The following is a 25832-nucleotide window of genomic DNA, read 5'->3' on the forward strand; positions in this document are numbered from 1 at the left end:
ATAGGGAAGGCCTCTTTTCTAGGATTGGTTGTGGTGACTTAATTCTACCAAGAAAAGGTCTTCCTTTTTGCATTTATTCATTTACACAAGATATTTTACACTCTCTCTACAAAAGCATTCTTGTAATTGTTCATAATATTATTTAGGTTATCTAAAACCAGTCTAAATTCATTAAAGTTAATATCAGAGTAATTATTTAAGATATACTTAGAGAACATTTCTTTGCCGTAGTACTTTGAATTGTCATACTTATTATCTTTTGTAAACTCTTTTCCATCTATTCTATGAGATATGGTAATGTCTTCAAACAAGTCTTCTATATCACATTCAGGCTTTCCGTCAATTAGAGGTACAGTTAAAAGGTATAAATTATCTATAACATCAACCATATATTCTTTTTCCAAAGTTTTTCTTTTTATTGTATCAAGAGCAGAGTGGTTAAGAAATTTACCTATCGGTTTTTCCCTCCCACTTATGATCTCATTATCAAACATTAAAACCACGGGATTTGTTGGCGATGTATTGCTAGTGCTCTTAAAATAATTTAAATAATTAGGGGCAGGTTTCTTAGAATCAAAGAAATTATATATATTATTTAATGCACTACCCCCATCCAGGTTAATTCCCAAAAAGTATCTTAATCTTTTCGTTTTCTTTAGAAAAGATACTTTGAATTCAAATGTTCCATCGCTATTTTTAGTAATTAAATTAGGATACTCATTGTAGAGATTTTTTAAAGCCGACTTCAAATAAGCAATATCTGTTTTACCTTCCGTTACAATTAGTGGCTTGGGATTGGAAAAAAAGTATTTATAAAATAGAAACTTTTGATATTGAAGTTCTCTTGACTTTAAATTACTAAAATGATTTTTGCTACCATCTATTTTGTTATTGTACCAAGTTAGTTGATTTATAAAGGAAAACCTTCCTTCTAATTGATTAAGGGTTGCAGGTTCACCATTAATCTCGAAATTCCCATGTTTATAGAGTTGATGAGCCATTGCCCTAGTCTCTTTGTAATAAATTCTATTTACATTTATTTTCTTATTAACAACAAGTCCAGTTACCACCTGTCTAGAATCCCTAAATTGCAACCTAGTCTTTTTTTCATTAATTATAAATCCAGCCCGTATTAACTCCTCGGATATTTCCCCATAAAACTTCACATGTAGATCTAGGAATTTTCTATCATTAGTCGAAAATGTTAGGTCATCTGCATAACGTGTATAATTCATTTTATATTTTTTTGCGACTTTTGATATTCTATGGTCAAGTATCTCACAAATTAAGTTCGTGATGACTGGAGAACTTGGAGCTCCTTGGGGTAGTTTTCCTTCATAACATGAAATTTGTGCTATAACTGTGGCTACCTCTTCAGATAGTAAAAAGTCTTTATTCTTAAGAAAAAACCCTCTGATACGACCAAAGTGAAAGCTTTCAAAAAAGCCTTCCAAATCGATATTCAAAACGAATCTTTTATTTCGATGAATTTTTGCGTTTGTTATAATGCTCTTATCTTTTTCAAATGCATGAGATATATTATTATTTTTCCGCTTGCTTTTCTTATGCTCATACAATGCTTCGGCAAGTTTCCTTTGAATTACTTTGAGTTCTTCTAACGGCGCATTAATTTTACGAATACCCCCATCTTTCTTAGGTATTTCAAACGAAGCGTATAAATTATTAATGCCTTTTATATACAATACATAACTCAGCTGTTTCCGTGGAATCTTCAATAAGTCTGCAAATTCATTTCGGTTTTTCACATCGTAAAATGCCCTCATAAATAATCCCCCCATAATTAAACGTGTGGCTACTCATTATGCGAAGCTAATCGGATAAATCGGTAAATATACCGACATGATAAGTATTAGGAATAGGAGAAGCTAATGTTCCCACCATTTTTGTCAACACTTGCGAAACACAAGCGAAAAAAATCTAGCCACACGCATGTAAAATTATACATTAGTTATCTTAAAACTCAAGTAATTCTAAATATAGGAGTGGTCGGTTTTAGTAAATTCTATCTAATTTACGATAATTTTAAGTTTTCTAGTTTCTAATTTCTTCTTCATTCAGAGGGAGTGAATTGGTAAATAATCTTTTATTCATTAGCTGTAATCAATTAATAAAGGATGATATCATTTAGACACCATCCCCCTCAATTTTTACAATACACGCGTAATACGTGTACGAATTTGCTCTTTTTGTGCATCCGTTTCTAACACACGAACCAATACCCGGTCACCTCTTTTAACATTTTGGAATTTCAAGTGACGGGCCAATGAATCCACACCTGCTTCTAAATTGACGAACACACCGTATTCACGGACGCCGGAAACTGTGCCGACGTATTCATTACCCGATGAGTACCTGCCAATTGAATGCAACCACGGGTTCTCTTGTGTGGCCTTGGCACTGACAACAACTTTCTTCTCTTCTTTATCAATCTCCAAAACTTTCACCTTCAAGTGATCGCCTTGCTTAACTTCTTCCGTTAAATCGTCAATCCAACCGTACTTGATTTCTTCCAGTGGAATTTTCACTTCGATTCCGCCAATATCTGCTCGGACAAGTGATGGGCTGACGCTACGGACAACCGCTATGATTTCATCATCTACATCAATCTTCTTTAATGTGATAGATGCCATGTGGTCCAATGCTGCGATACGCGATCCAGTGAACACTTCTGCTTCACGGTCAAAGTTCAGCACTTTGAATGCAACAGACTGTCCTGTCATTGCCCGAAGCTGACGCAAGTTGTCTGCGCCCGTAAATTCCAACGGGATGAAACCACGGATGTTACTAAGGGTTACAACCGCACAAGGTTTATCAAGCAGTTTTTCAATGCCAGTTATCGGCGCCTGTAAAATCGAATTATTTTGGTATGCACCGTAAACTTTTTTCCAATCATTATTAAATTCATTTTCCGCTTGTACTTTCGATGGATCAAAACCTTCAATTAGAACTTGCATGTTGTTTTCTGTCATTTTACTCTCTCCATTTCAATGGTTTATTTTTTTGCAATAAAATAACACCGCCCCTTAACCGATTAGAGTCGATTAACGAAAGGTGTTTCAAATTTAATTAGTTATACTTAATCCCAAAATCCGTCGTTTGATTTCACGATATTACTTGCTGGCTTCTTTTCAGTCTTTGAGTTCTCTGGAGTAATATTTTGCTCTTCTTTTACCGGAATAGAAGACACTAATGATTTCTCTTTTGAATGAACTTCTTTATGGTAATAATCAGCATTCTCTATTTTTTCGTCAAACGAACCAAATTCAGTTTCCTCCATTCCGTCTTTTTCTACATTTAATCTCTCCTCTGCCCTCTCAATATTAAGAGTTTCAAGTTCGGATTGTTCTCTTGGTGCTGATGGTAGATCATATAATTGTTCTTCTTGTACTTTTTCAGCCACCTTCCCTTTTTTGTTATTTATTCTTTCTTGTAACCGTATAAACAGACTTTCCTTCGAGACTACCTTAACCTTTTTATTCTTCATCTTTTTAAAAGCTGTTTTGTCTTCCCACTCCCTCAACTCCTTCCAATTTCGTGGAACAAAATTCCCTTTCGCTAGAGCTGGTTTCTGTGGGGTGCCGTCTTCTAAAAGTTTATGCACAAAGTTAAACTTGGGTATGCCATCCATTAAGTCTGTAGGATCAAAACGATATTCTTCGTCTTCCGTATCTCGATAAGAGTCTGGAAATAGTCGGGGTAGCAATATCCTATTCTTGTATGTGCTTTGTCGCATGATGACTTTATCTTTACCAAATTCATCTGCAAAATCTTGCGCATCTTGTGCAGATATACCGCCAAAACAAATTTTATTTCGACATGACGTAAGAATCGCTTGTTTCATCGCCTTTGGACCAAGACTACCCGACTCGATTTCAAGTTGGCCAAGAGATTGCGTCGCAAAAATGCCCGCTACCCGATATTCGGCAGCGAGCGATAAGAAGATTTCTACATCTGGATTAATATAACGGCTGTATTCATCGACAATCAAAAAATGGGGAATCCGTGTATCTTCTGTTCCTGGTCTTCTGAAAGTGCCATTTTGTAAGTGCATAATCATAAACTGACCGAATGCATCACCTGCTTTCCGTAGTTTCCCAAGTGCGGTATTGACGGCTAGAACGCCGCCTGTTGCCAAATGCTCGTCAATGTTCACATCACTTTTTCCTGTCATGATCGTTCGTAAGGATTCATTACTCACAATGTTTTCGAGTTGCGCTCTTAACCCAATGACAAACTGCTGATATTTCTCACGCATACTCCCCAGTAGTTCCGCCTCGAAGAAGTGAACCAAATCTGTCATACCATCACGATGTTTCAGTTCGGATACTTTCTGCTGTAAGACATTTTGATCACGAAGTGTGTTCATGACATCGATAATGTCCATGTTGTTGCCGTGAAGTTCCTTGAGTAACCTCGTAACATTACGTGCCGAGAGTTCCTGAACCGTAGCAAAAAATGCATCTTGCTTCCCGAATAAACCTTTTAATACTACGACTGTTGCCTCCGCCACTGTGTCCGTGTCACCTTCCATCGGATTAAATCTAGCTGAATTCGTTTGTTCAGGATCAACGTGCGTACAAGGTATATCCATTTCCTCGCACATTTCGGCAACCATTGCTGCGACATCCCCTTTTGGCTCTACAACTGATATGCCTAACGGGACACCTCGTTTCTTCTGAAGCAACAGTTGATAAATCATCGGTTTCAATATTGTCGCTGTCTTACCGCACCGTGTTGGGCCAACAGCAAGCATGTGTGTGAAACAGTCGCTCCCTTGCCATACAATTGGCATTCCCATCTGCCACAACTCCTTTCAAGTTCAGTTTCTTCACAGCCATTCCTGCTGGCATATCTTTGTAACTAGCCTAACACAGGGGGATTCGTACTTTTTAACACCAGCTTGTTTACCCTATTAAATGGAGCTATTTTCAAGTGTATATTTCTATTGAGTCCTAACCACCAATTAACATATCTCCCATTCAACGATATTCTCTCGAAACAAATTAATTTTTCATACTTTTACTACTGTGCCAGTACCGATATTTATAGCGTACTTTTTAGAAGGAGCTTTGTTATAGTGAACTCATATTATCTAACCTTTAGTGGAATAAAAAAATAAGACAACAAATAACACGGCTAAAAATGTGTTATTTGTTGTCCTTTACCTTGAACTATTAATTTGCTTTGATATCTAAATCAATTACAGAAAAAGTTCTATTTTCACTTTGTCGATGTTTTTCGAAGAATTCAATTTCAATTCCGGTTAAGGAAGTTAGAAAGCTTTGATCCACCTTTAATTCATCCATTAATTCTGATACCGTATATAGTCCATTATCAAAAAGTAATTGCAAAATGCTTTTTACTTTTGTTGGACGACTTATTGGTATCTCCTTATCTAAAGGCTCGTTAACTTTATAGCCATTTTTATTGATGGACATATAGAAATAGCGATATTGTTGATAATCAATTATGTTTAATTTAAAGGCCCTAATTGCAATAGCTTGTAAAGAAACGAGCCATTTTTGCTTAATATCGACATATGCATCAGGATTAGATCGTTTGCCTATACCTCTGCAATCTTTTCTAAATTGCTCTTCCGGTAAAAGGAATGCAGAAGCAAAATTATTCGCTTCGTCTTCAATATTTTTATAACTTTTTTTATCTTGCATAGTAAACTCGACTTTGTAATGTAGAAGTAAATGCCCTAACTCATGGGCTAAATCAAAATTTCTTCTTACAGCCGATTTTTTGATAGACCCTAGTATAATGTATGGTCTTTCATCCTCACTCCACAAACTATACGCATCGATTGTATGGCCAATTTCCTTTTCGAATATAAAAACCCCGGCTTTTTCCAAAAGAAATAGAAAGTTTTGATTAGAATTATTATTTAACCCGATTTTTTCTCGCGCTAAGTCCGCAATATAATTAATTTGCATACTTCTATCCAAGTCCGCATTATTTTTCAAGTAAAGTATAGTTTCTTTTCTTAATTCTAAGATACTATTTTTAGGATAGTTAATTTTCGTTTCAATTTTTTTTATAAATGCATCAATAAATCTTACATGCATTGATTCACTTTGTGATTTATTTAATGAATTAATTGTTTCCGAACGATATGCAATATTTTCAACCTGTATATTATTCATACCTATTTCATTTAACAAATCATCGTTGTAAAAGTACGTTGATTTCACTTGAAAAATAGTTTTTAATTTATTTACTACTTCTAACTTTGGAGACATATATCCATTTTCATACTGCCAAACAGCTTGTTCAGTTACACCGATTTTATCTGCCAACTGATTTCTGCTCAAGTCATTTAGTACCCGTATGTTGGTCAAACTTTTGCCCACGAACACAGGCTATACCTCCTTATTATGTGATTAGCTTCCTTTATCCTTCTCATCCACATCATCATTTAATCCAATATCGAATTTGAAGGCATTAAGATTTTCATTTGTCTCAACACTATTAGTTAACGCATCTTTTAATTCTTCATCAATAATTAAATCATGTGAAGCATTAACATATCTAATCAAATCATCAATTAGGTACGCTTTGTTATTAACAGGATTAGGCATTAGAAGTGAAACTTTTGAGATTAACTGATTTTCATCTATTTCATAAGTGACAATATAAAACCGACTGAAATTCGACTCAATTGCTGAAATTGCTATATCATCCGATTCACTTAAATGGAGATCCTCAATTAATTCCAGTTGTACCGATCCATTCGATTCCTCTGTTTTAATACTACCAAAATCTATATCTAAGTTAATCTCCATTAGTTTATTCATATAAGACATTTTGGCATCGCGAGTCTTCCCATTGGCGCCTTTTCCTTTGTCGACTTGCTCTTCATCGAAATATCTTGCATTTTTTACGATAAACAATATTTTTTCATCAAGATGTTTAAACTGTAGATATTGCCAAGTTAACCCGGCCTTTGCTAATTTACTTTCAACACCATACGATTCACATGCATTAGCTATACTATCATCGATATGATTACCTTTAACCCATGCATAAGCCCCACTAACTTTCATTACTCGAGCCTTTTCTCTTCGAATATCGAGATATTCACGGTATCCTTCCATTAAACCATCAATTATTTTTTGATTTAATTCGTCTGCCAATTTATAGTTTTCCAATTAACATACCCCCATATTTTCTACTAAGTATTATTATAACACTTAATTAAAGAAAATATGATTTTAATTAGTTTTTATTAAAGTTGGAGAGTGTATTCTTTAGTATTTCCAATACTACTCCTTATCTGCTTCACATTAAATTGATATGAATTATCTGATTTTCACTGTGTTTCATCAGCCCTACTAATTTTGGTCACAGTGTCAACACCTGGCACACGCAATAAATTAATAAGAATGGAAGCCAGCTTGTTTGAAAACACCTTAGTAACTTTATTTTTATTTGGGATTTTACTGCCTATTGATTTTTGAAAGGTCTTTTCATGTTGCTCTTATTTACCCTCATTATCAGTAGAAGCCCCCAGTATTATTCGTACTTCTCCACGTTCAATTCTTTCTTTTTCCTCTTTACGCTTTTCAAAATAGCTTTTGTTTGGCTGTTCCTCGATTCGCTGATTACCTCTCTTTTTCTTGTAGGAAATTTCGGCTCGGATGAAGACAATATTCAAGTATACTCCCGTTATGCCAAGCAATACCAATGTGAGTTTCATCATTGTTAATCGGGATAGAAACTTTTCCATGTCCCAGGTTGAATAAACGAAACTAGCTAGGAACATTGCTCCGAACAACGTCATACTGACTGACATGAGTTTGTCCAACTTCTTACTTTTCGACTGCTGTAGCTGCTTGACCATGAAGTAGGCGACCAAAGCTATCAGTCCAGCAATCAGGATTAACTTTGCTGAGGGGATATAGACAGCGTTGTACATGATTGTGACACCCAACGCTGTCGCTAGAAAGCTAATCACCACTATAATTACTTGCAAATGAATCACGCCTTTCTGCTTCGGGCACTGGACACTTCCAAATTCAACACAAATACAAGTTCATCAGCTAGCAGCTCACGCATCGTTCGGTACATTCTCTTTTGCGCTGCTTCCCCTAGATGCACGGCTATCTCATTATTAAGCCCCTTTTCGTGTGCTGTTAGTTTTGTCATTTCCAATAGTTCGGGTATGACTTGATTTGTATGTTGCATATTAATTTCCCCTTTCCTATTTTTATTATTTGGTTTTAAAATGTCTTTTGAAGAACAGTTCCTTCTATATGAGTAGTCGTTTAGATTGCGGACAGATGATCCACGAGATCCCGAGTATCAATTTCAAGGTAATCCACATGATGAATCGATTCTAACAGCTGTTCATGCAAAGCACGTGTGTTTGAAGTTGTGACAACAAGTACTTTCCGTCCATCTAATTCATACATCTCTTTGCGGTATTGTTTGATGTTATATACTTTGACTAAATCTGTATCCAGCAAATTCACCAAATACTTTTCTTCGCCGTTATGTCGAACGATACGTTTTAATCCTTCATATTGCTTGATTCCACTTACTGCAGAGGTTTTAAAGGACAAGTCGTAGATTTCGTAGTCCTCCAGAAACTTCATGACGTTTTGTTCATCCTCAAATTGACGGAGATAGTACTTAGCAAAGACGAACGGGAATATTTTCAAACTCTCACATTTCACGATTAGACCGTCATCTGCTGAAAATACATTGACGATGGTGGTAAAACTGTTTTGGCTCTTTGCAAAGACCATATAGTTTGGATAATTGGATTCCTTGATTTCTTTTGCTGTTTTGTTGAGATTCATTTTGCTGATGCCGTGCATGAACATATAAAATAAGTAGCCGACTTCTCTTGGACTTATTAACATCCCCTGCACGTTGGCTCCTCGATTTAATTCATACGCTACTTTGACCTGCCGGCTATCTTTCATGGCCCATTTGTATTTTTCAAGGTCAATCATAATATCATTACTAGACAGCAGGAACGGGAGATGCCGGATGTTTACACGCAGTTGGTCAGCACTCCGTTCAACAACCACCCGCTGCTTGCGTAAGCAGGTGATGCCCGTTTCACTAATTCTGTGGTAATTCCCTTGTCGTTTCTGATTCGCAAGGTATCCACGGATTGGATGGGTGCTAATCAATCTGCTGTTTCGCAACAATGTAAGCTTCTTGTACGTGTACCACTTCGTCATTTCGTAGCGTCGCATGATCTGCTCCGTACTCAACGCTCGATGTTCATAGAGGCCAGTGAGAATCTCAATATCACGAGCTTGCAGAATCTTCACCGCTTGTTTATTGCCCGTCTTTGACATGCGTTCCCCTCCTTTTTGATTGTTCGCCCCGGCTGTTTATTTTCGGTCACTTCTACACGCTGTTACGAATTGATTCAACTAAACTACTTGGATTTTGCTTGGATTTTCCTAATTCGCAAGTAATGAATGATTGTTCTGTATCCACAAATGTTTTAACAGCATAAACAGGGTACAATATTAGCTGCTTTCTTGTATCCAATATTAGGGGGTTTAAAATTCCTTAATATTGGATATGAATCTTAGCATCTATATCGAGGGGCAATATGATGTTTTCCAGACATAGATTAACCCCAAAAAACCGCTGCAGGGATACCGCCCTTTTCTTCACTTTCCGTCTCAACTAATTTTGTCTTTTTGTTTTCCTCTGTTTTATATTCGTCGATTATCGTTTCTTTTCTGAACTCTTCTACAGCAGTTACCAAGTTCCGGTGCTCATCTTGCAAGTAAGACATGAAATTCGCGAAGTTGTCTTGCGATACTACATAAACTTGAACGTGATTTTCTTTAGGATCAAGGAATCCCACATCAACATTCCATACTCTGGACCAGCTATCATCCCCAATTAAACCCGTTTGACGTATCGCATCTTGAATGAGTTTTCTATTCCGGTTGTCTAAATCGCTTATCTGCATGTTGTTAAAGTAATGGGCTGTAATAATGACCGACTGATCAAATTTAATATCTATCTTAGAAAAATCATACGCATCAAACGTTGCACGGTAATAATAGTGTCTAATCAATGCCAAGTAATCTCTATCATCCTCTTTATAAGCGGGTAATGCTCCCTCATATGAGAATTGAAAAACTGGATAACCATTGATTAACAAGGGTTTTACCTTCGCCATTGGGTATACCGATGTTCTTTTAATAGCAGCATCATTTCCACCTAACTTATTTATTTGTAACATTAGGTACACCTTCATTTCCTCGATGTTTTTCAATTGCTCAAATAGCATCTTCTTTTCAGATTCCACTAAATCCATTCCTTTCTTGTTCGGGGACGTAAATTCACCTCTTAAACCCTTGATACATAAGCATTCTTTAAACTCAACGTCGGACGTTTATAAAGTTTTTCCAACACGAATAACCCAACGTCTGACGTTAGGATTTCAGAACCTTATAACAGCAACGTTTGTAGATCACTTTCACGTCGGACGTTCATTTTCTTCAACGTCCGACGTTGCTTATCCGAAACGCTGTTCTATCAATGTTTAGACCTCCGATTAACGTCGGACAAATCATATTTGTATATTTACTGCTTTCCAACAGCCATATATTCTGTCAAATACGGCATCGGATCTTCTTTTCCACCGGCACGAATTATCTCAAAATGCAGATGGTTTCCGGTTGATGTTCCCGTTGAACCACATGTGCCAAGTACATCACCTTGAGAAACTACATCATTTATTTTTACTTTCGTGGAATTTAGATGGGCGTACAATGTTGTGACTTCACCATGATTGACCATTACATGTAGCCCGTATCCATTTGACCAACCTGTTCCAGAGGCAAAAATAACATTACCGCTTTGGGCTGAAAGAATAGGGTCATTATTTGCACAAGCAAGGTCTACACCTGTATGCAGTCTTACATCACCATGCACGGGGTGTGTTCGATAACCGAATGGACTCGTAATTCTTAATCCATTTAATACAGGAAGCATCCAGTCGCCTACAACATGTACCTCGCAGTTCATCGTTAGCCCACCAAATTGAGCTACCAACGTAGTAACATTTGGTCCCCAATGTTTATTTAATCCGGTTGGATCATTGTCTGCTCCAATTGGTGCATATACGCTACCTAAATCGGCAATCGTTGTTAAACCGTCCTTAATAATACGATTGTGCAACGTATTCCCCATTGCGTTTAAACCATCTTCAATTGTAGGGAAAGAATATAAATACTTACTTCCTGTTGCCGGGTCCATTAAACCACCGGGATTATTTTTTAATATAACCGCCGACGATGTTCCGAATCCCGTTTCATGAAAAGCCACTGCCGACATCAACACTGGGTCTATGCCGTACTTTTCTGCAACATCAATAAATACTTGCCCTTTGCCTGTAAATTTTCCAGCATCATTAAATTGAGCGAAGAATACTGTTTCACTAATTTCTCCATCACCACGACATATCGCACCACCCCCAAAGTTCATCTGTTCATCGTCTTCTTCTGTAAAAATTACAAATACCCCGAAGAAAAGAAGAAGGGCAAGAAGCGAAAACATTAATAGCAAAGCTGGGCTGGCTATAACTGGTACAATCCATAACAACTTTTTCATAATCATTCAACGAACTACTTACTCTTAAAAGAGGTTTTGTTCGCTCCCTCCTCCCTATCTTTTGTCGTCATAGTTCAAGTAATACTCAATAATTTGAAATTTACGGCTGTCGTCTTTTTCAAACATCAAACTGTAAACATCCTTATTCCTTCTGGTTTTTCCATCACGATCAATCACTTCACTTATAACTACGGCATCCCATGAAATAGCAATTAATGTCGGGGCAACAGGTTCTTTAATCTCCACTGACAGAACTTTTCTTGAAACGATTCCTTTCACATCTTTTAACCCCGTAATCATTTCTTCTTCACTATCCCTCAGGTAACTGATATATCCTTGATCCAGCAGTCCCTCGACGGATTCTAAATGTTTAACAGGTGATGCCTTATCAAACTCATGAAACTTTAATGCAAATTCATTTGCAATTTCCATTGTTTTCTCCAAATCCTTATTGCTGAACATATCATTTTGAGTGGGGTTTTTTGAAACTTCTTCAGGCACTTTCAAATAGTTCTTTTCAGGATTCTCTTCTACAACATCATTATTTCCACTTTCTTCTTTCTTGGAATCAGCCCCTTCGATTTCATTTAAACTTTTTTCTTTGGTTCCTTCTTTTGAAGCACATTTCCATATATCCCCTTCCGCATTTCCATTGGGAGTTTGTATTGAATTATCATCTACACTTTTCTTTTTTCCTTTATCGACAAAACCGATAATAAAACCCAATAATAAAAGCGTGACAGCTAGACCCATCACGCAATAAGAAACTATTCTTTTTGTTTGCTCACTCACTGAAAGTGTCAACCCCTTTTTCTAGTTATTATGCTAGTTTTGCAAAACCTCATTTACTACTCTGGAAAATTTTCTAACGATTTCAGGTTATTACCTTCAATAATAGCTTTTCTTTCTTTTTCCAATTCGATGGCCCTTCTTTCATTTTCAATGTTGCAAGCAAACGTGTCTGCAAAACCATTTTTCCATTCGCCTTTCTCAGCTTGTTCAACTACTAAATCAAAATGTCTGTTCATTTCACTTTGACTGACATTGTTTAAACCGCGATCACCTAATGTGTCCAGGGTTTGATTAATCATTTCAGGTGGTACACCTTTATTCGCAAGCTCATTTGTCACCATTGATTTATTCAAATGAAGTTCATATTCCACTTCACCGTATACATCTTGCTTCTCTTTCTGTAGTTGAATCGTTTTTCTTTCATCCGCAATTCCTTTTGCAAATGTCGCAGCATAGTCATCATTCAATTCGCCTTGCGTCATCAATTTGTCGTGTTGCGAATGCAATTCTTTCGAACTTACATCGTGCAAACCTTGTTGATCTAAAGCAGTCATTGTTGCATCAACCATTTCTGAAGGGATTCCTTTGTCAGACAGAACTGCTTTTGTTTGTTCACGTTTTTGTTCTCTTCCAGCAAATAATAAATCTTTTTCTTTTTCGATTGCATTGCTTCTTCGGTCATCTGAAATACCTTTAGCAAATGTCTGAGCAAAATTACCGTCCAAATCACCTTTATTACTAATTTTCGCAAATTGCTCATTCAGTTCTTCATCACTTAAATTTGTTATCCCTTCTTTTTCAAGGGCTTCCTTCGTCTCCTCTTTCATTTCAGGGGTCAAGTTTTTATCATCCATAAAGCCGTCTAACTTACCCTTGTCAGTAGCAGAAAGCTTTGCAGCTTGTTGAGTTTTTGTCATCTTACTCAAGTGGGCAAGATGTTGAGCTTTCATTGCAGAGCCAGCAACGTCACTTATGCCACCTTCACCTGTTGCAACCTTACCAACAGACCCACCAATTGCCGCACCTGTCATAGCACCAGCTGGACCTCCAACCGCAGCACCCGCAACAGCACCACCAACCGTAGCAACATTTTGTACACCCTTTTTAAATGGAGCTGTGAACGTTCCAGAACTTTCTCTTAGGTCACGAATTGCATTCGATCCAGACGAGAATATATCTTTGATTCTGTTCCGTAGAATAAAAATTGTTCCGAACAATAATAAATTAAAGGTTGCTGCACCCACGTAGCTATAAAATGGATTGGAAGCTCCATTTATCGATTTAAAATCACCAGCGTAAATAATATCTGAAATTACAAATACAATTAACGCAATGAATGATACAAATATCTTCAAAGCTAACGGGATACCTAACTCGATGAAATATCGTTTCAAAACATTGAATTGTCCTGGAATTGCACCAATCAGTAAAGCAAAGGGCGCAAGAGCTGCAATGACCATAAACCAGAACTGAAATAGAATTAAACAAAGTGATAATAAATAGATTGGTAGTGAGACTAACCCATTAATCATCATGTAGAAATATGAGAAGGCTAATCGGCTATTTACTGCGGAATATTTCATCATGTTATTATTTTTACCGCTTTTTTGTGAAGCTTCATCTTCAATTACTTTGGTTAGCCTATCTTCACCGACAGGTTCTTTAAGAATACTTTTTACACGTTGAATTCCTAGGTTTCTATCTCCACCACCTAGGTCTTCTACGTCGTGAGTTCCGTATTGCATATACAAGTAGGGACGATCTACAAACATCCCCCAAATGCTGTCCTTCATTTTCGTTCTTGGATTATCAACACCTGCATCAGCTTCTCCACTTTGACTCGGAAGGCTAACAACAAATCCGCTTAATTCAGTTGTTATTTTATTAGCACCTGTTAAAAGTGTCGTGTAATTTGCAAACATTAGAATTGCGATTGTCAATGCAATAATTGTTTGGAATACCGAAGAAAAAGAATCAAAAAAAGCACGTTTTACTATAAAAACGTACAAGGCATACATACCAGTAATAATCGCTATTAATTTTACAAGATTTCCAAAAAGCCCGTTTCCGATACTAAATTTCCCACCCGAAACGCCAGTGAGATTTGACATTAACTTTTCAAGTTCTATAATAATCTTTTCGGTAAAATCAGCGGTATAAGCCAAGTCATACATGACCAACATCGTGTAGGATAAAAATATATTAATATCAAAGACGATATTGTTGACCAAATTAACCATTTCGCTTAACTTATTTCCAACATTTTCTTTAACATCTGCCCATCCGAAAAGTTTGTCATAAGTGTCAGCCCAAAACTTTTCCCCATCATCAAACGATTCCACATCTTTGTCAGAAACTGCATCTAAGTGATAGTGGGATTTTCCATCATCCTTAAACTCACCATATTGATCTGTTATTATATCCATAATATCGGACATCTTATTTGTTTCTTCGCCATCATTCGCTAATGCAGAATGAGTCACACCCATACCGAAAAAAAGATATATCATCATGAATACAAGAAATATTCTTTTGTAATTTGGTTTCATATGATTTTGGCCATAAAAAATAACCCTTTGCATAAAGCAAGGGTTACTTAAAGCCTGTTACCTCCTTTCATATTAAACTCCTAAACCGAACACTTAATTTTATTCAGAGGGAAATTCATGAAGTATTGTACCTATTTCAATATTGCCATCATTGATAACATCTGGTCTTTGCCCATAAAACGATTTAACTTTCCACTCTTCATTTTCATTTTCTTCGACTATAATCCAATCATTAATAATTTCATCATTATCGTTATATCTACTATACCGATAAATGACATCTCTTTTTTCTTCATCATAAAAGGTTTCATATCTTTGTAATTCGTATTTCCCATCAAGTTCTTCGAATAGATTAGGATACTCATGGCTCTCTAATAAATATTCTTTTTTCTCTCTTAACTCTTCAATACCTTCAGCCGATAAACATTTAAGAATCTTGGGATAATTTTGTTCTATCTTAACCACCATAAAGTCATGTGCTATTTCATCAGTTTCTTTAAATACTTCTTCATATTTCTCCGCATTAGCATTTTCTTCTTTTTCTACCGTTTCACTTTCTTTCCCATCCGAATTACAGCCAGAAATTAGAAAAGTCATACCTAACACTGCTGCTAGGCTTAGGATACGTTTTTTATTCAATATGACACTTCCTTTCGTTGAGTTGTATATTATCATACTACTCTATCTTTTTCACGCTCTCTTTCCTCTTCGGATGATGTTGAAGAATCAAATGCATCTAACAACTCAACAAACACCGGATTAATTTTCACAACGGCAGAACGACCATAAATATCTTGAAATAAAGCTTCACCACGATCCAATGCTTTTAACGTTTCGATATTTGCATTTGTTTTGGGTAGGTTCAAGTAACTTAACATTTCTTCTGCTTCACTAGTTTTACGCAATCCGAAACTAAATTTCATCCCCATATTTGCAACATCATTTCCGTGGTCAGAAGCATTTTGGGACCCCTTAATCAAAGTCGTATTATAGAAACGACCCATTCGGACGATAAAGTCCATTAATTCAGCCCCAATTGGACTTCTTTCAATTGCACTTGCTTCGTCTTGTAGAATGAACTTATGTGTACCTCTATCGCTTTTAAACATGTATTGCTTTGTCCAAGCGGTGATTGAAATCATAATTGCTTCCGATATCTTGTGAATCGTTCTGGCGTTCTTCTTCTCACTAGATGATGGCAAGTTAAGGTTTTGAATCATAAGTACTTGAATCGGTTTGTCATGTTCTAACACTTTAAAGTTTTGCCCCACTTCCCCAAATAGCAACATGGAGAGTTGATTGCGTTTCAATGTCTCTAGCGTACCTCTCAACCGCTCTAATGCTTCATAGCGGCTATTCGACATACTTTCTGGACGACGGTCATACAACTCATGTAAATAGGTTAGAACCCTTCCAATACATGGATCATCTTCATTTGATACTTCTTCAACTGCTTCACTCAAAATATTGTAAGCATCTTCGTTCAAATTAATGTTTGCCAGATACGAAAGAATGTCCATAGTAATGTCTTTCGCTTCCTCAATACTTGTACTTGTTCTAAATGGGTCAAGTGAACCGGCATCGTCTGGGTCAGAACCAAGCGTCCAAACTTCTATGAACTCTTTCGGAATGAACGGGAGTCCCTTATCCCATCCTGTTCTATCACCTTTAGGATCTATGATTAACCCTTTGGAGCCAGTAAGTGTTGCAAGATAAATAAACAAATTCATAAAGAAGGATTTTCCTCGTCCTGTCATCCCTGCAACGAGAACTGAAATGGAATCTACTACGTTACCCAGCCCATCAAATGCTTTGGCTGCTAAATCTGGCTGGATAAAGACTGGCTTTGAAAATTGCGAAGTATGTCCGATATAGAATCCTCGATTATCCCCAATGTTTGTAGTAGCACCGAACATCATTCCAGCTAAAACACCTGGAGCAACTTCCATCTTATAATCATCGTGATACTTTTTTGAACCGGGAATAGCTTCTAATAAGAAATGAACTTGCTCACCGTAAGGAGCGACAATTTTCAAACCGTACTTTGATAATTCATTTCTCAACAAACCAACCCTCGTCTTTAATTGTTCTTCAGTTTCAGCAGTTACTTTAAAGACAAACGAAACAGCAAACCCGGGAAATCCTGTTTGCTTAAAATAGTTTTCCATTTGAATCGTTCCACTTTGGGAAACATCGACACTCATATCAACATCTTGACCGCCCTTTTGAGCTTCATTACGTTGGTCTTTGAATTCCAACTTTGCATTACTTAATTTCTTCTTAATTATTTCATTCGGTTGATTTTCCGCACGAATCGAAACGGTTAACGGAAAAGGCATTCGCAATTGAATCCGGTATAGCCATTCACTACCGGGATGATGCTGAACATCGTCCATATATTCAATCGTTAAATATTGGCAATACAGACTTTCAATCTCATTCGCATCAGTAATCCGACTCAACATCAATGTCTTAGGACCAATTTCTTTGATATTCGTATTTTGCACATCAAAGAATTCCTTCTTATTATTACGAATCGCTTTATATTTCTTTCCCTGCATATCCATCCCTTCAACTTCTTTACCAATTTCATACGAATTACGAAGCTGAACATCCGTATTGTTAATTCTTGTACTGAAACTTTTTTCAATAATAAATACTAATTCCTCCGTCGTTACTTTTTGAATCCGTGAACCGAATGAGTTAGCTATTGTTGATTCGATTGACACGGCTTGGCTTTGAAAAGCTTTAATTTGGATTTCTAAAATGTCATCGGGATACAATCCTACCGCTTGATATAACGGTGAACTGAAGCCTTCAATAAACTTCTTAACGGATGTAAGGGCATTGATACCAGCATTACCCGAAGCATATTTATTTTTCTCGGGATCTAGTTGAATACCAATATAGTGATGATACTCACTGGACTCATTCAATTCTCGTTCATTTTCTAAAGCTCTTTTGACTTGATTTATATACTGAATGCCATTTTCTTTCAACGGATAACTTTTCATATTCATTTCATTAATTGTAGCGTTCAAAATACCTGTAATATTCGTCGGATTAGGAACAACTAAATAATGTAAATCAAGGCCGATGTTTGTTAGAAACGACATCTGTTGTTGAAATGGGATTATTTTCTCATCCTCTTCTAAGAAGTCATAATTAAATCCATCTATTTTATAATAAGCCCAAACTGTTCCATCATGAGCAAATACTAAATTGTTTTCTATATGCTTAACAGGGAACTCGATTTTCAATGTGAACCACTTCCTTATTTTAATGATTAGCTAATTTTTCACCGATTCCATTTTATCGTTGAGTAATTCGCGCCATATATTCAATTGCATTCTTTCGTTCTTCATCGCTTTCTGATGTAACGGATATATCTTCATTTGTCACTTTCACCGATTCATTAAAGGTAAAGTAGTTATGAAATTGATAATCCTTTTCTTTATCAACTTCTCTACCTCTATAAACCGAGCTGTCCTTTACCTTTCTTGCTTGATACAAAATAAACGAACGGAAGAAGTTTACGGGTGATCTACCCTCCGTTCCTACATCTGCAAGTAACCATGCCAATCCTATTGGTATAAGAATTAAGATCCCAACAGGTATCCAATTAATTAACCGCCCAATTCCCGGGGTAAAATAGATAGTAGACTCCACGATTGCTATCACAAAGAAATACAAAACCGCTTTTAACCGGATAGGCCTGCCTAGTTCTAACCCGAATATTTGATAGAGCTGACGTTCAAAACGAATGAAGTTATTCAGTACATATAACGGGATCTTGTTTATGTCTTTTCACCTCCAAGCTGTCTATTTCAAAACAAATAGCAAGAGGCGCTCTAGTAGTCGAAGCCCTCTTGCATGTATAGCAAAAAATTAGTTACCTAAATTCAATTTCTCAGCAATAAATTCGGATATGTTAATTAAAATGTCTGGTTGGACAATGAAGATTCCGATGAACGCAAGGCCGATAACAACACCGATCATTGCAATCCATGCTCTTTTAAATGCTGTCACAATCAACGCAACAAAAAGAACGATGAATAATGCCCATTTGATTTCTTGTGAAAACCATGTAAATAATCCTTCTAAACTCATACAATTCACCTCCCTTTAAAATAAAAAAATACAGACACAATTGTCTGTACCTACATACTGCTTATTCATTTTCCGTATCATTTTTATCCACTTGATCGCTTTCAACACCATGATTTTGATCCTGATTATCTTCCTCGACTTCCATACCTTTTTCAATTTCTGCTTCTGCTTTTTTCTTGTCCTTTAATTCATCAATGTATTGTTTATTGTTTATGAATAACACGGTATAACGCATTTCTTTTTCAACCAATACAAGGAAGTAAGTTGATGTAAATTCGATTCCTGTTTTTGGTTCGGCCAACACAACGTCCGTTCTTATAATTTTTTCACTCGATTTCTTACCTTCAAATATTTCTATGTTTTTCAAGCTAACAAAACCCATTGTTTTATTAAGACCGTTTTGATGTTTAGGGTCCTCAACGATATAAGTTAACTTATCTTTTGCGTCGTTTGCATATGCTTCAAAAAAAGTTTCCATGAAGGCACGAATGTTTTGAATGCTTCCATCATTAATCGGTTTCAACCCCTCCGTTTCAGATTCAATACCTTTACCTACTATCTCTTCATTCATATACGTGAAGCTTGGAAGTTCATAAACTGCGAAACGACTTCCTTCAACGTCATATAAGATTGGAACAGATATATATTTTACTGTTTCAATTTTTTCAGGCACAACAGCTTCATTTTCTGTCGCTTTATCATTCTCCTTTTTTTCTTTACCGGTAGGATTTTCAAAATTTATTTTAACTTGAAAAATGACTCGTGCTCGATTGTCCCCCAAATCTTCAACTTCTTTTAAATGTATATTTTCTCGTAAAATCTTTGAACTCCACTTCTTATCATCTGTTGCGGCTAGATCACTTAACTTTTCGGGCAAATAATAACTTAACTTCATTTTTCGTTGAGTACGATCTTCATTACCATTATTCCATGTGAAGTATTCTGCTACAAAGCCTTTTGAAAACTCTACCCCCTCAGCTGCTAAAGCTTTATTCACCTGTAGGTTATCCGCTTCATTGCCGGCATTCGAACTCCCACTGGTTGAAAACACATTTACAAAAACAATAAAAAGCATAAACAAAAAAAGCATCCAGAAAGTAAATGCACCTAGCTTTTTGGCTCGATACCCTTTCGGTTTGCTTTTCTTTTCAAGCATTCGCATCTCTTTTTTACGTTTTTCATTTTCCAATGACTTTTTCAATACATCCATCGACTTTTTTACAATACCATCCTTTTTTCCATTGGATTTCCCTAACTTCTTCCGCAAGTTTTGTGGACCTCCTTCTTGTCTTTTTGTTCAAACTTTACACGACTCTTCACATTCTTTTTGAACTTCCTACCATAATGAAAATAGCGACAATTAATAGCAGCGTAGTAATTGTCCCATATTTAACAAGGGATGATTCATAAAGAGTGCCGATGTGCATTTTCAGTTCCTCCCACAACGGGACTAAGGTTGGAAACTGTTCTAATAATAGACTACCGACAACAGCGACTAAGAATATCATTAGGATGATTCCGATAATTGTTTTAAACACGAATTCACCTCCCTTCAAGGAATTGCACGATGACATCCCCTTTTATTAATATGAATAGTTAACCTATCTTTTAGGGGAGCTTGATCTATTTAGACTCTTTGCGATTAACGAAGCCCAAAATATCATACTTATGAAACGACCAAAACGACTCAATTTCCTTGGTAGTCCTTCTTGATTGTTAAAACGTTTATTTCGCTTAGTAGCATCTGGCTGGATATAGCTTGAATGCTCTTTTTTAAATAGTTTGATAGCGTCCTCTTCTGTTCTTGCTCGCCCTTTCTTCATATACTCAATCATTTTCATCAACTTCTCTTTTGAATGATACAAAGGCATTAAAGTAGATTTAGTCATTAACGCATTTTCTACCGTCTTAATATTTGTTTGAAGCGCTGCTATATTTTGCTCAAAGAAAAGTGATGTTTCATTTGCTCCTGCTCTGGATTTGTTATATTTCCTAACAATAAAGTTGTAGGCGTAAATGAACAAAACAATTACCGCAGTATAAATTGCTGTATAGAACAGAAAAACAGGTGTGTAGATGAAAATAAATAGATCCACACCATTCCGAATATAATTAACAAGCACCATAAAAATCGGCACCCATATGAAAAGGTATTTTACCGTTTTACGTACTGTTTCTTTACTTACGGTCCTTTCATCCATTGGATTCTTATAAGCTGTTTCCAATTCTACTAATTCATTTTCTAACATTTCTTTTAGTATCACAGTTCTATAGGTTTCTTCTATATTCAGTAGCACAAGATTACTCCTTTCAATTTAAATTGATAATAATGATACTCTGAAACGCGCTTTCAATCCTTCTAATTTTACTTCTGGCATTTCTACACAGTAATAATCTGTTCCGCGATGCTCAATCCTACAGAGCTTGTAATAGCCCCCTTCTTTCATTTCTAAATCCTCCTGCCAAAGATCAAGAAAAGTACCACTTGTTAATTCAAAGCTATTTAATTCATACCTGGCCCTACTGTTTTTTCGTAAATAGCCTTCAATTTGAATTTCCTTACTCAAATCAACAATTGATGTATATGCTTCTTCAAGTCCTAATTTAGCTTTATACAGCGTGAAATACCTTTGCACATCTTCCGAATTTAAATCGAAAATATTTATGTTATCCATCAGTTCATCCATTTCCTTCAAAAGTCGTTTTATTGTACTACCTGCTTTGCGGTAACTTTCTACGGTATCTTCTACTAATTTCATTTAAAAATTCCCCTCCTATTTATTCGCAATCATTAAGATGAACTCCCTAAATTCAATAACTGAGTGGAACCCTAATGCCTCTCTAATTTTCTTTTTTGTTACACCTTCTTCAAGCAGCGTTCGTATTTCTTGAGTTGTAATCTCTAGTTTCTTTTCCAGAATTGCTTCGATGTTCGTATCTGTATGCCATAGCTCGTCACCTACGCTCCGCATTTTTTTATAGTTGGGACAGCCACCACAAATTGTTTCGACAAGTGCCTTGATTTGTGAGCTATCTCCCGTCATCACTAAACCTCTATATTCACAGGAGTCACACACTCTCAGCGTTTCAGATACTTTTAAAAACTTTTCCTTTTTGCGTTTACGTAATTCTTCTTTTGTCCTACCCATTTCAACACCTCCCTTTAATTAATCAAAATTAACACCAAAAGACGATAGCATCGCACTCGCGCTATCGTCAATCGCCTGTTCATTCATTTTATTGTCTTCAGGTTTGTTTACTTCTTCATTTTTAATTGCTACAGCATTCCCTATCTTCACTAGCAACTCTTGATATTGCAATTCTTGATTTTCTTTTAATGACTTCATTTCAGCCAAAAGATCTTGGATTCCTTGCTCCGTTTTCTTTCCTTCCGACATCGTACGAAAGGCGAACCTCAGCATCTGCCGAATTGTTTCACTTCGTTTATTATCCGGGACTTGTTGAAGTAATTTATAAATTTCTTTATCCTCTTCTTGCAAACGAAAGCTATATCGCTTCTCCCAATTTACACTCATATCAAATCACTGAATTTCGACGCTCTAATTGTTCAAATACTGATTTTCCTAATCTTAAATAACCGATGGTGTTTGCAAACTGGCTTTCAGTAATCTTCACCAATCGATTATCAAAGTGGTGCTGGATGAATGGTTCAAAGAGTTCTCCGCCACCACCGGCTAAGAATATCGCATCAAATAGATCAGATTCTTCAGCCCATACATTTTTTAATCGGTCAACAATATTCGTAGCAATGGATTTCTTACTCGACTGAATGATATTGCTGAAATCAATTTTATTTCCTTTGTAAGTCAATTGTTCGTCTTTTAATATTCGGGAAATGTAATGTTCACTTAAATCCGCACCACCTGTTTTTGTTTTATAAGCTTGACGGATATCCCTATATAGATTGTTTACACCGTCATCCACAGTTCCAGATAACTTTGCTTTAGGAACAAATGAACCATTCTGTTGAATCTCGACTACAACAAAGTCCGTTGTCCTAAATCCGATATCAACCAATCCGATAAGCGTTCCTTGATTCATTAGATGAGGATAGGTATATTTTCCATCATGATTAATCAATGCTGAAAAGATAGCTGATGCACCTTGTGGAAACACTAAGGCTCGTTCAATATTTACTTGTTTAGCGCCATCTTTTAGTGAACCTGATTTCCATTCAATTTGGGATTGGATCCCCGTAATAGACGTTTGAAAATCCTTTGCCTGTGCTTGGTAGAAATCCAATGGAAGTCCCGTTGACAAATTCACCGAACCCCCTCTTCCGTCGGTGACAAGTTGAATAGCCGTATTAAGTAGAATGTGTGTGTACATATGATTAAAGCGTTCACGTTCAAAGATACGAGATAAAGAACGTGATCCATTTGCTAGTTCTCCCACAAAATAATCTTCACCTTTGATTGATACATGTATATTCGCTAAGTCATTTGGCGTATCTCCGAGGATATTTGTAATTCCCCTGTCGTATCCTTTCCCAACCAACGAAGGAAATATTATTCTCTTTCCTGATGATGAAATCGCTTTGACGTAGCCATAACCTAAATCCACTGCAACGTTTTCCAATTTTTGACCTCCTATAAATTCAAATTACTTTTTTAAGTACAACCCAACCTATCGCTATAACAAGCAACAGTCTCGTGATTCTGTCTATCCACATAAAACTGAATGATGGAATTGCAATCCCGACAGATTTAGCTGACGGATAGAAGAGTTTCACTTTTCCGGTTAACATGTCTCCTGCAATATGGGCAAGTATCCCTGCACTTACTGACAAAGCCACCCATAATTCTGTAAACGGGTATATAAAAATCCCTGCTAATAACGTAAATAGCAGGGAGTGTGTAAAAGTCCGATGACCAAATATAGAATTAAGTGGTATAGCTATAAAGAAGAACAACTTTCCAAACTTAGATTTCGGTTCATCAAGATCCGGTAGAACACCTGCAATTCCTCCTACCACCGCTCCTCGCCAATCACCCCCTGTAACTGTATATCCGGCTACCATTCCCGATAAAGCGTGTGTGGACCACTCCATGAATCAACCTCGATTCTAAATTATCGTTTACCTCTTTCATTTTTTCATATCCCAATTTATATCCCCTTCCTTCCTATTAATGATTTTGTTCCTCTTAAAAACAACCAAAATATTTCGATTGCTTTTGACAGGTACAAAAGTTTTTACGATTCACATATTCCCGTTCAGTTGTGTTGTATAAAATACTACTTAAGGGAAATTGAAGAGTGAAACATGGGATTTTTGCAACAAAAAAAACACTGAAATAATCAGCGTTTTTTGGTTATTACTTTATCTTGCTTCTTAAACAACACTCTTCAACTAAACTGCCGCGATAGTACACTAATTTCTTCCTCTGCACTAACATAATTTCCTAATAATAAAACCAAGACTTTAATAATAAGAAAACAAGGCAAGCTCACTAGGATTACTTAATTCAGTGTCCTATCAAAATCGTTCAAAGTAAAATTTATTATTTAAACCAATTAAAGAAACCGCCACCATCGTTATTATCAGAACTTTGTTTCTCTGCCTGTTCAATTTTTTCTATTAACGCTTTCCTAGTATTGTCCCATTTGTCCTCAACTTCACTCGACCAATTAGAAGTATAGTGCAATGATTTTGCTTTTATGTACGCTTTATCATAATCCCCATTATCAATATCTTTCATTATTTCATCAACTGTAGCTTGTAATTGTTGCTCTTCTTTTATGGACTTTTTCTCTACTGAATTAAAATAACTGAAACTCCAAATTAAAACTACAACACATGCCAATATAGAAAATAAACTACTTCTTGATTTTCTATTTATTTTCTTTATTTTATATTGTTCTTTTTTATCGAATTTATAACGCTCTTGTTCATACTGTTTATCTCTCATTCGTTCTTGATGTTCCATTATTTTCATTTGAACTTTTGCGTTAATAGATGCTTTACTTAATTCTTCTAAGATCATTTTATGACCGCAATATTTACAAAAAAAAGTATCTATACCGTCTTCGATTTCAAGTGCACCATCACAATTAATACATTTTAATGTATGTACTTTCATTGTAATCCTCCAAATAAGATATTAATTAAGCAATAATTTCCGCACCTTCACATACACAGTGTGCTGAGTATTAAAGCGCACTTTTGTCTAGGAACCAAAAAATTCCGCACAATATAGCCTTGAAATTTAATTTACGGTTATTCTGTATCTCTAATATATTTCTAAGTACGGTTAATAGCAATATGTCACTATTTTAACATCATAAATGTTTTTCATCAGAATCCCAATGTTCATCCCCAATAGCAGCATCAGAAAATTCCCTTATTGCACCATCTACTTGCATTTGGCGCCAAACATCAAGCTATTTATATAATTCTTCATAAAGATTTTCCTCTGGACCCATCCCATCAAGATGGGAAATCAACTTTTTCACTATTTGATCCTATTCCTTTTGTGATAGTTCGTCATTAGACATAATTCATTCCTCTTTCTCTGTCTCAAAATAATGCTTACGTTAAATGGACTTGATTAGTTAATAAAAATTGTTACAAATTAATGTAATTTGTTCAATCGCTTCATTGCAGAATCTGGCCCGATTGTTGGACTTCAAGAACCTTTTTAATACTCAATATCATTATAGCAATGATTCCCCAAAAAACCTTTCAAAAAAGGAAAAGTATTCTAAGTTCGATGCTAATTGAATCGTTACTTCAACTTTTAT

Annotated in this window: 25 protein-coding genes; all 25 read right to left on the reverse strand. The window is 36.1% G+C overall.

Going from position 1 to position 25832, the window contains the following annotated elements; translation table 11 throughout:
- Window positions 1-95: 95 nt before the first annotated feature.
- The gene (locus I2484_RS13040; protein ID WP_207151478.1) at window positions 96-1784 is read right to left on the reverse strand and encodes a retron Ec67 family RNA-directed DNA polymerase/endonuclease; all 1689 of its coding nucleotides are present in this window, start codon (window positions 1782-1784) and stop codon (window positions 96-98) included.
- A 384-nt stretch (window positions 1785-2168) separates the two neighbouring features.
- Complete coding sequence (locus I2484_RS13045; RefSeq protein WP_207151479.1) at window positions 2169-2990, reverse strand: S1 RNA-binding domain-containing protein; 822 nt, start codon at window positions 2988-2990, stop codon at window positions 2169-2171.
- Between the two features lie 107 nt (window positions 2991-3097).
- Window positions 3098-4819, reverse strand: a complete 1722-nt coding sequence (locus tag I2484_RS13050; protein WP_255551400.1) for a type IV secretory system conjugative DNA transfer family protein — start codon at window positions 4817-4819, stop codon at window positions 3098-3100.
- A gap of 376 nt (window positions 4820-5195) precedes the next feature.
- Window positions 5196-6377 carry a spr1629 family repressor/antitoxin gene (locus I2484_RS13055; protein ID WP_346014193.1) on the reverse strand — a complete coding sequence of 394 codons (1182 nt, stop codon included), beginning with the start codon at window positions 6375-6377 and terminating at the stop codon, window positions 5196-5198.
- A 30-nt stretch (window positions 6378-6407) separates the two neighbouring features.
- The gene (locus I2484_RS13060; protein ID WP_207151481.1) at window positions 6408-7175 is read right to left on the reverse strand and encodes a spr1630 family ClpXP-sensitive toxin; all 768 of its coding nucleotides are present in this window, start codon (window positions 7173-7175) and stop codon (window positions 6408-6410) included.
- 329 nt (window positions 7176-7504) lie between these two features.
- Complete coding sequence (locus I2484_RS13065; RefSeq protein WP_207151482.1) at window positions 7505-7999, reverse strand: hypothetical protein; 495 nt, start codon at window positions 7997-7999, stop codon at window positions 7505-7507.
- Window positions 8000-8004: 5 nt separating this feature from the next.
- On the reverse strand, window positions 8005-8211 hold the full coding sequence (locus tag I2484_RS13070) for a hypothetical protein (RefSeq protein ID WP_207151483.1): 207 nt from the start codon (window positions 8209-8211) through the stop codon (window positions 8005-8007).
- Between the two features lie 80 nt (window positions 8212-8291).
- Window positions 8292-9338: a replication-relaxation family protein gene (locus I2484_RS13075; RefSeq protein WP_207151484.1), complete on the reverse strand. Its 1047-nt coding sequence runs from the start codon at window positions 9336-9338 to the stop codon at window positions 8292-8294.
- A 284-nt stretch (window positions 9339-9622) separates the two neighbouring features.
- A complete protein-coding gene (locus tag I2484_RS13080) occupies window positions 9623-10312 on the reverse strand; it encodes a hypothetical protein (RefSeq protein ID WP_207151485.1) in 690 nt (229 codons plus the stop codon).
- A gap of 278 nt (window positions 10313-10590) precedes the next feature.
- Entirely contained in the window at window positions 10591-11625 is a 1035-nt protein-coding gene (locus I2484_RS13085) for a peptidoglycan DD-metalloendopeptidase family protein (protein WP_207151486.1), read from the reverse strand.
- A gap of 48 nt (window positions 11626-11673) precedes the next feature.
- Entirely contained in the window at window positions 11674-12411 is a 738-nt protein-coding gene (locus I2484_RS13090) for a hypothetical protein (protein ID WP_207151487.1), read from the reverse strand.
- 56 nt (window positions 12412-12467) lie between these two features.
- Window positions 12468-14993 (reverse strand): CD3337/EF1877 family mobilome membrane protein, encoded by a 2526-nt coding sequence (locus I2484_RS13095; RefSeq protein ID WP_481886409.1) that lies wholly within the window; start codon window positions 14991-14993, stop codon window positions 12468-12470.
- Window positions 14994-15059: 66 nt separating this feature from the next.
- Window positions 15060-15599, reverse strand: coding sequence for a hypothetical protein (locus tag I2484_RS13100; protein WP_207151489.1), 540 nt, complete (start codon window positions 15597-15599; stop codon window positions 15060-15062).
- Between the two features lie 32 nt (window positions 15600-15631).
- Complete coding sequence (locus tag I2484_RS13105) at window positions 15632-18220, reverse strand: ATP-binding protein (protein WP_207151490.1); 2589 nt, start codon at window positions 18218-18220, stop codon at window positions 15632-15634.
- Between the two features lie 52 nt (window positions 18221-18272).
- Window positions 18273-18761, reverse strand: a complete 489-nt coding sequence (locus I2484_RS13110; RefSeq protein WP_207151519.1) for a TcpE family conjugal transfer membrane protein — start codon at window positions 18759-18761, stop codon at window positions 18273-18275.
- Between the two features lie 87 nt (window positions 18762-18848).
- Window positions 18849-19070: a hypothetical protein gene (locus I2484_RS13115; protein WP_099670960.1), complete on the reverse strand. Its 222-nt coding sequence runs from the start codon at window positions 19068-19070 to the stop codon at window positions 18849-18851.
- A gap of 61 nt (window positions 19071-19131) precedes the next feature.
- Window positions 19132-20259, reverse strand: coding sequence for a conjugal transfer protein (locus tag I2484_RS13120; RefSeq protein ID WP_207151491.1), 1128 nt, complete (start codon window positions 20257-20259; stop codon window positions 19132-19134).
- Window positions 20260-20386: 127 nt separating this feature from the next.
- Entirely contained in the window at window positions 20387-20608 is a 222-nt protein-coding gene (locus tag I2484_RS13125) for a hypothetical protein (protein ID WP_207151492.1), read from the reverse strand.
- A gap of 63 nt (window positions 20609-20671) precedes the next feature.
- Window positions 20672-21367, reverse strand: coding sequence for a hypothetical protein (locus tag I2484_RS13130; protein ID WP_207151493.1), 696 nt, complete (start codon window positions 21365-21367; stop codon window positions 20672-20674).
- 18 nt (window positions 21368-21385) lie between these two features.
- Window positions 21386-21829: a DUF5348 domain-containing protein gene (locus I2484_RS13135; protein WP_207151494.1), complete on the reverse strand. Its 444-nt coding sequence runs from the start codon at window positions 21827-21829 to the stop codon at window positions 21386-21388.
- 15 nt (window positions 21830-21844) lie between these two features.
- A complete protein-coding gene (locus I2484_RS13140; protein ID WP_207151495.1) occupies window positions 21845-22219 on the reverse strand; it encodes a hypothetical protein in 375 nt (124 codons plus the stop codon).
- 18 nt (window positions 22220-22237) lie between these two features.
- Window positions 22238-22606 (reverse strand): hypothetical protein, encoded by a 369-nt coding sequence (locus I2484_RS13145; RefSeq protein WP_207151496.1) that lies wholly within the window; start codon window positions 22604-22606, stop codon window positions 22238-22240.
- A 1-nt stretch (window position 22607) separates the two neighbouring features.
- On the reverse strand, window positions 22608-23669 hold the full coding sequence (locus tag I2484_RS13150; protein WP_207151497.1) for a ParM/StbA family protein: 1062 nt from the start codon (window positions 23667-23669) through the stop codon (window positions 22608-22610).
- Window positions 23670-23688: 19 nt separating this feature from the next.
- On the reverse strand, window positions 23689-24141 hold the full coding sequence (locus I2484_RS13155) for a metal-dependent hydrolase (RefSeq protein ID WP_207151498.1): 453 nt from the start codon (window positions 24139-24141) through the stop codon (window positions 23689-23691).
- 451 nt (window positions 24142-24592) lie between these two features.
- Window positions 24593-25171, reverse strand: a complete 579-nt coding sequence (locus I2484_RS13160; protein ID WP_207151499.1) for a TFIIB-type zinc ribbon-containing protein — start codon at window positions 25169-25171, stop codon at window positions 24593-24595.
- Window positions 25172-25832 lie beyond the last annotated feature (661 nt).

The sequence above is a fragment of the Sporosarcina sp. E16_8 genome (assembly GCF_017347095.1).
Lineage (GTDB): Bacteria > Bacillota > Bacilli > Bacillales_A > Planococcaceae > Sporosarcina.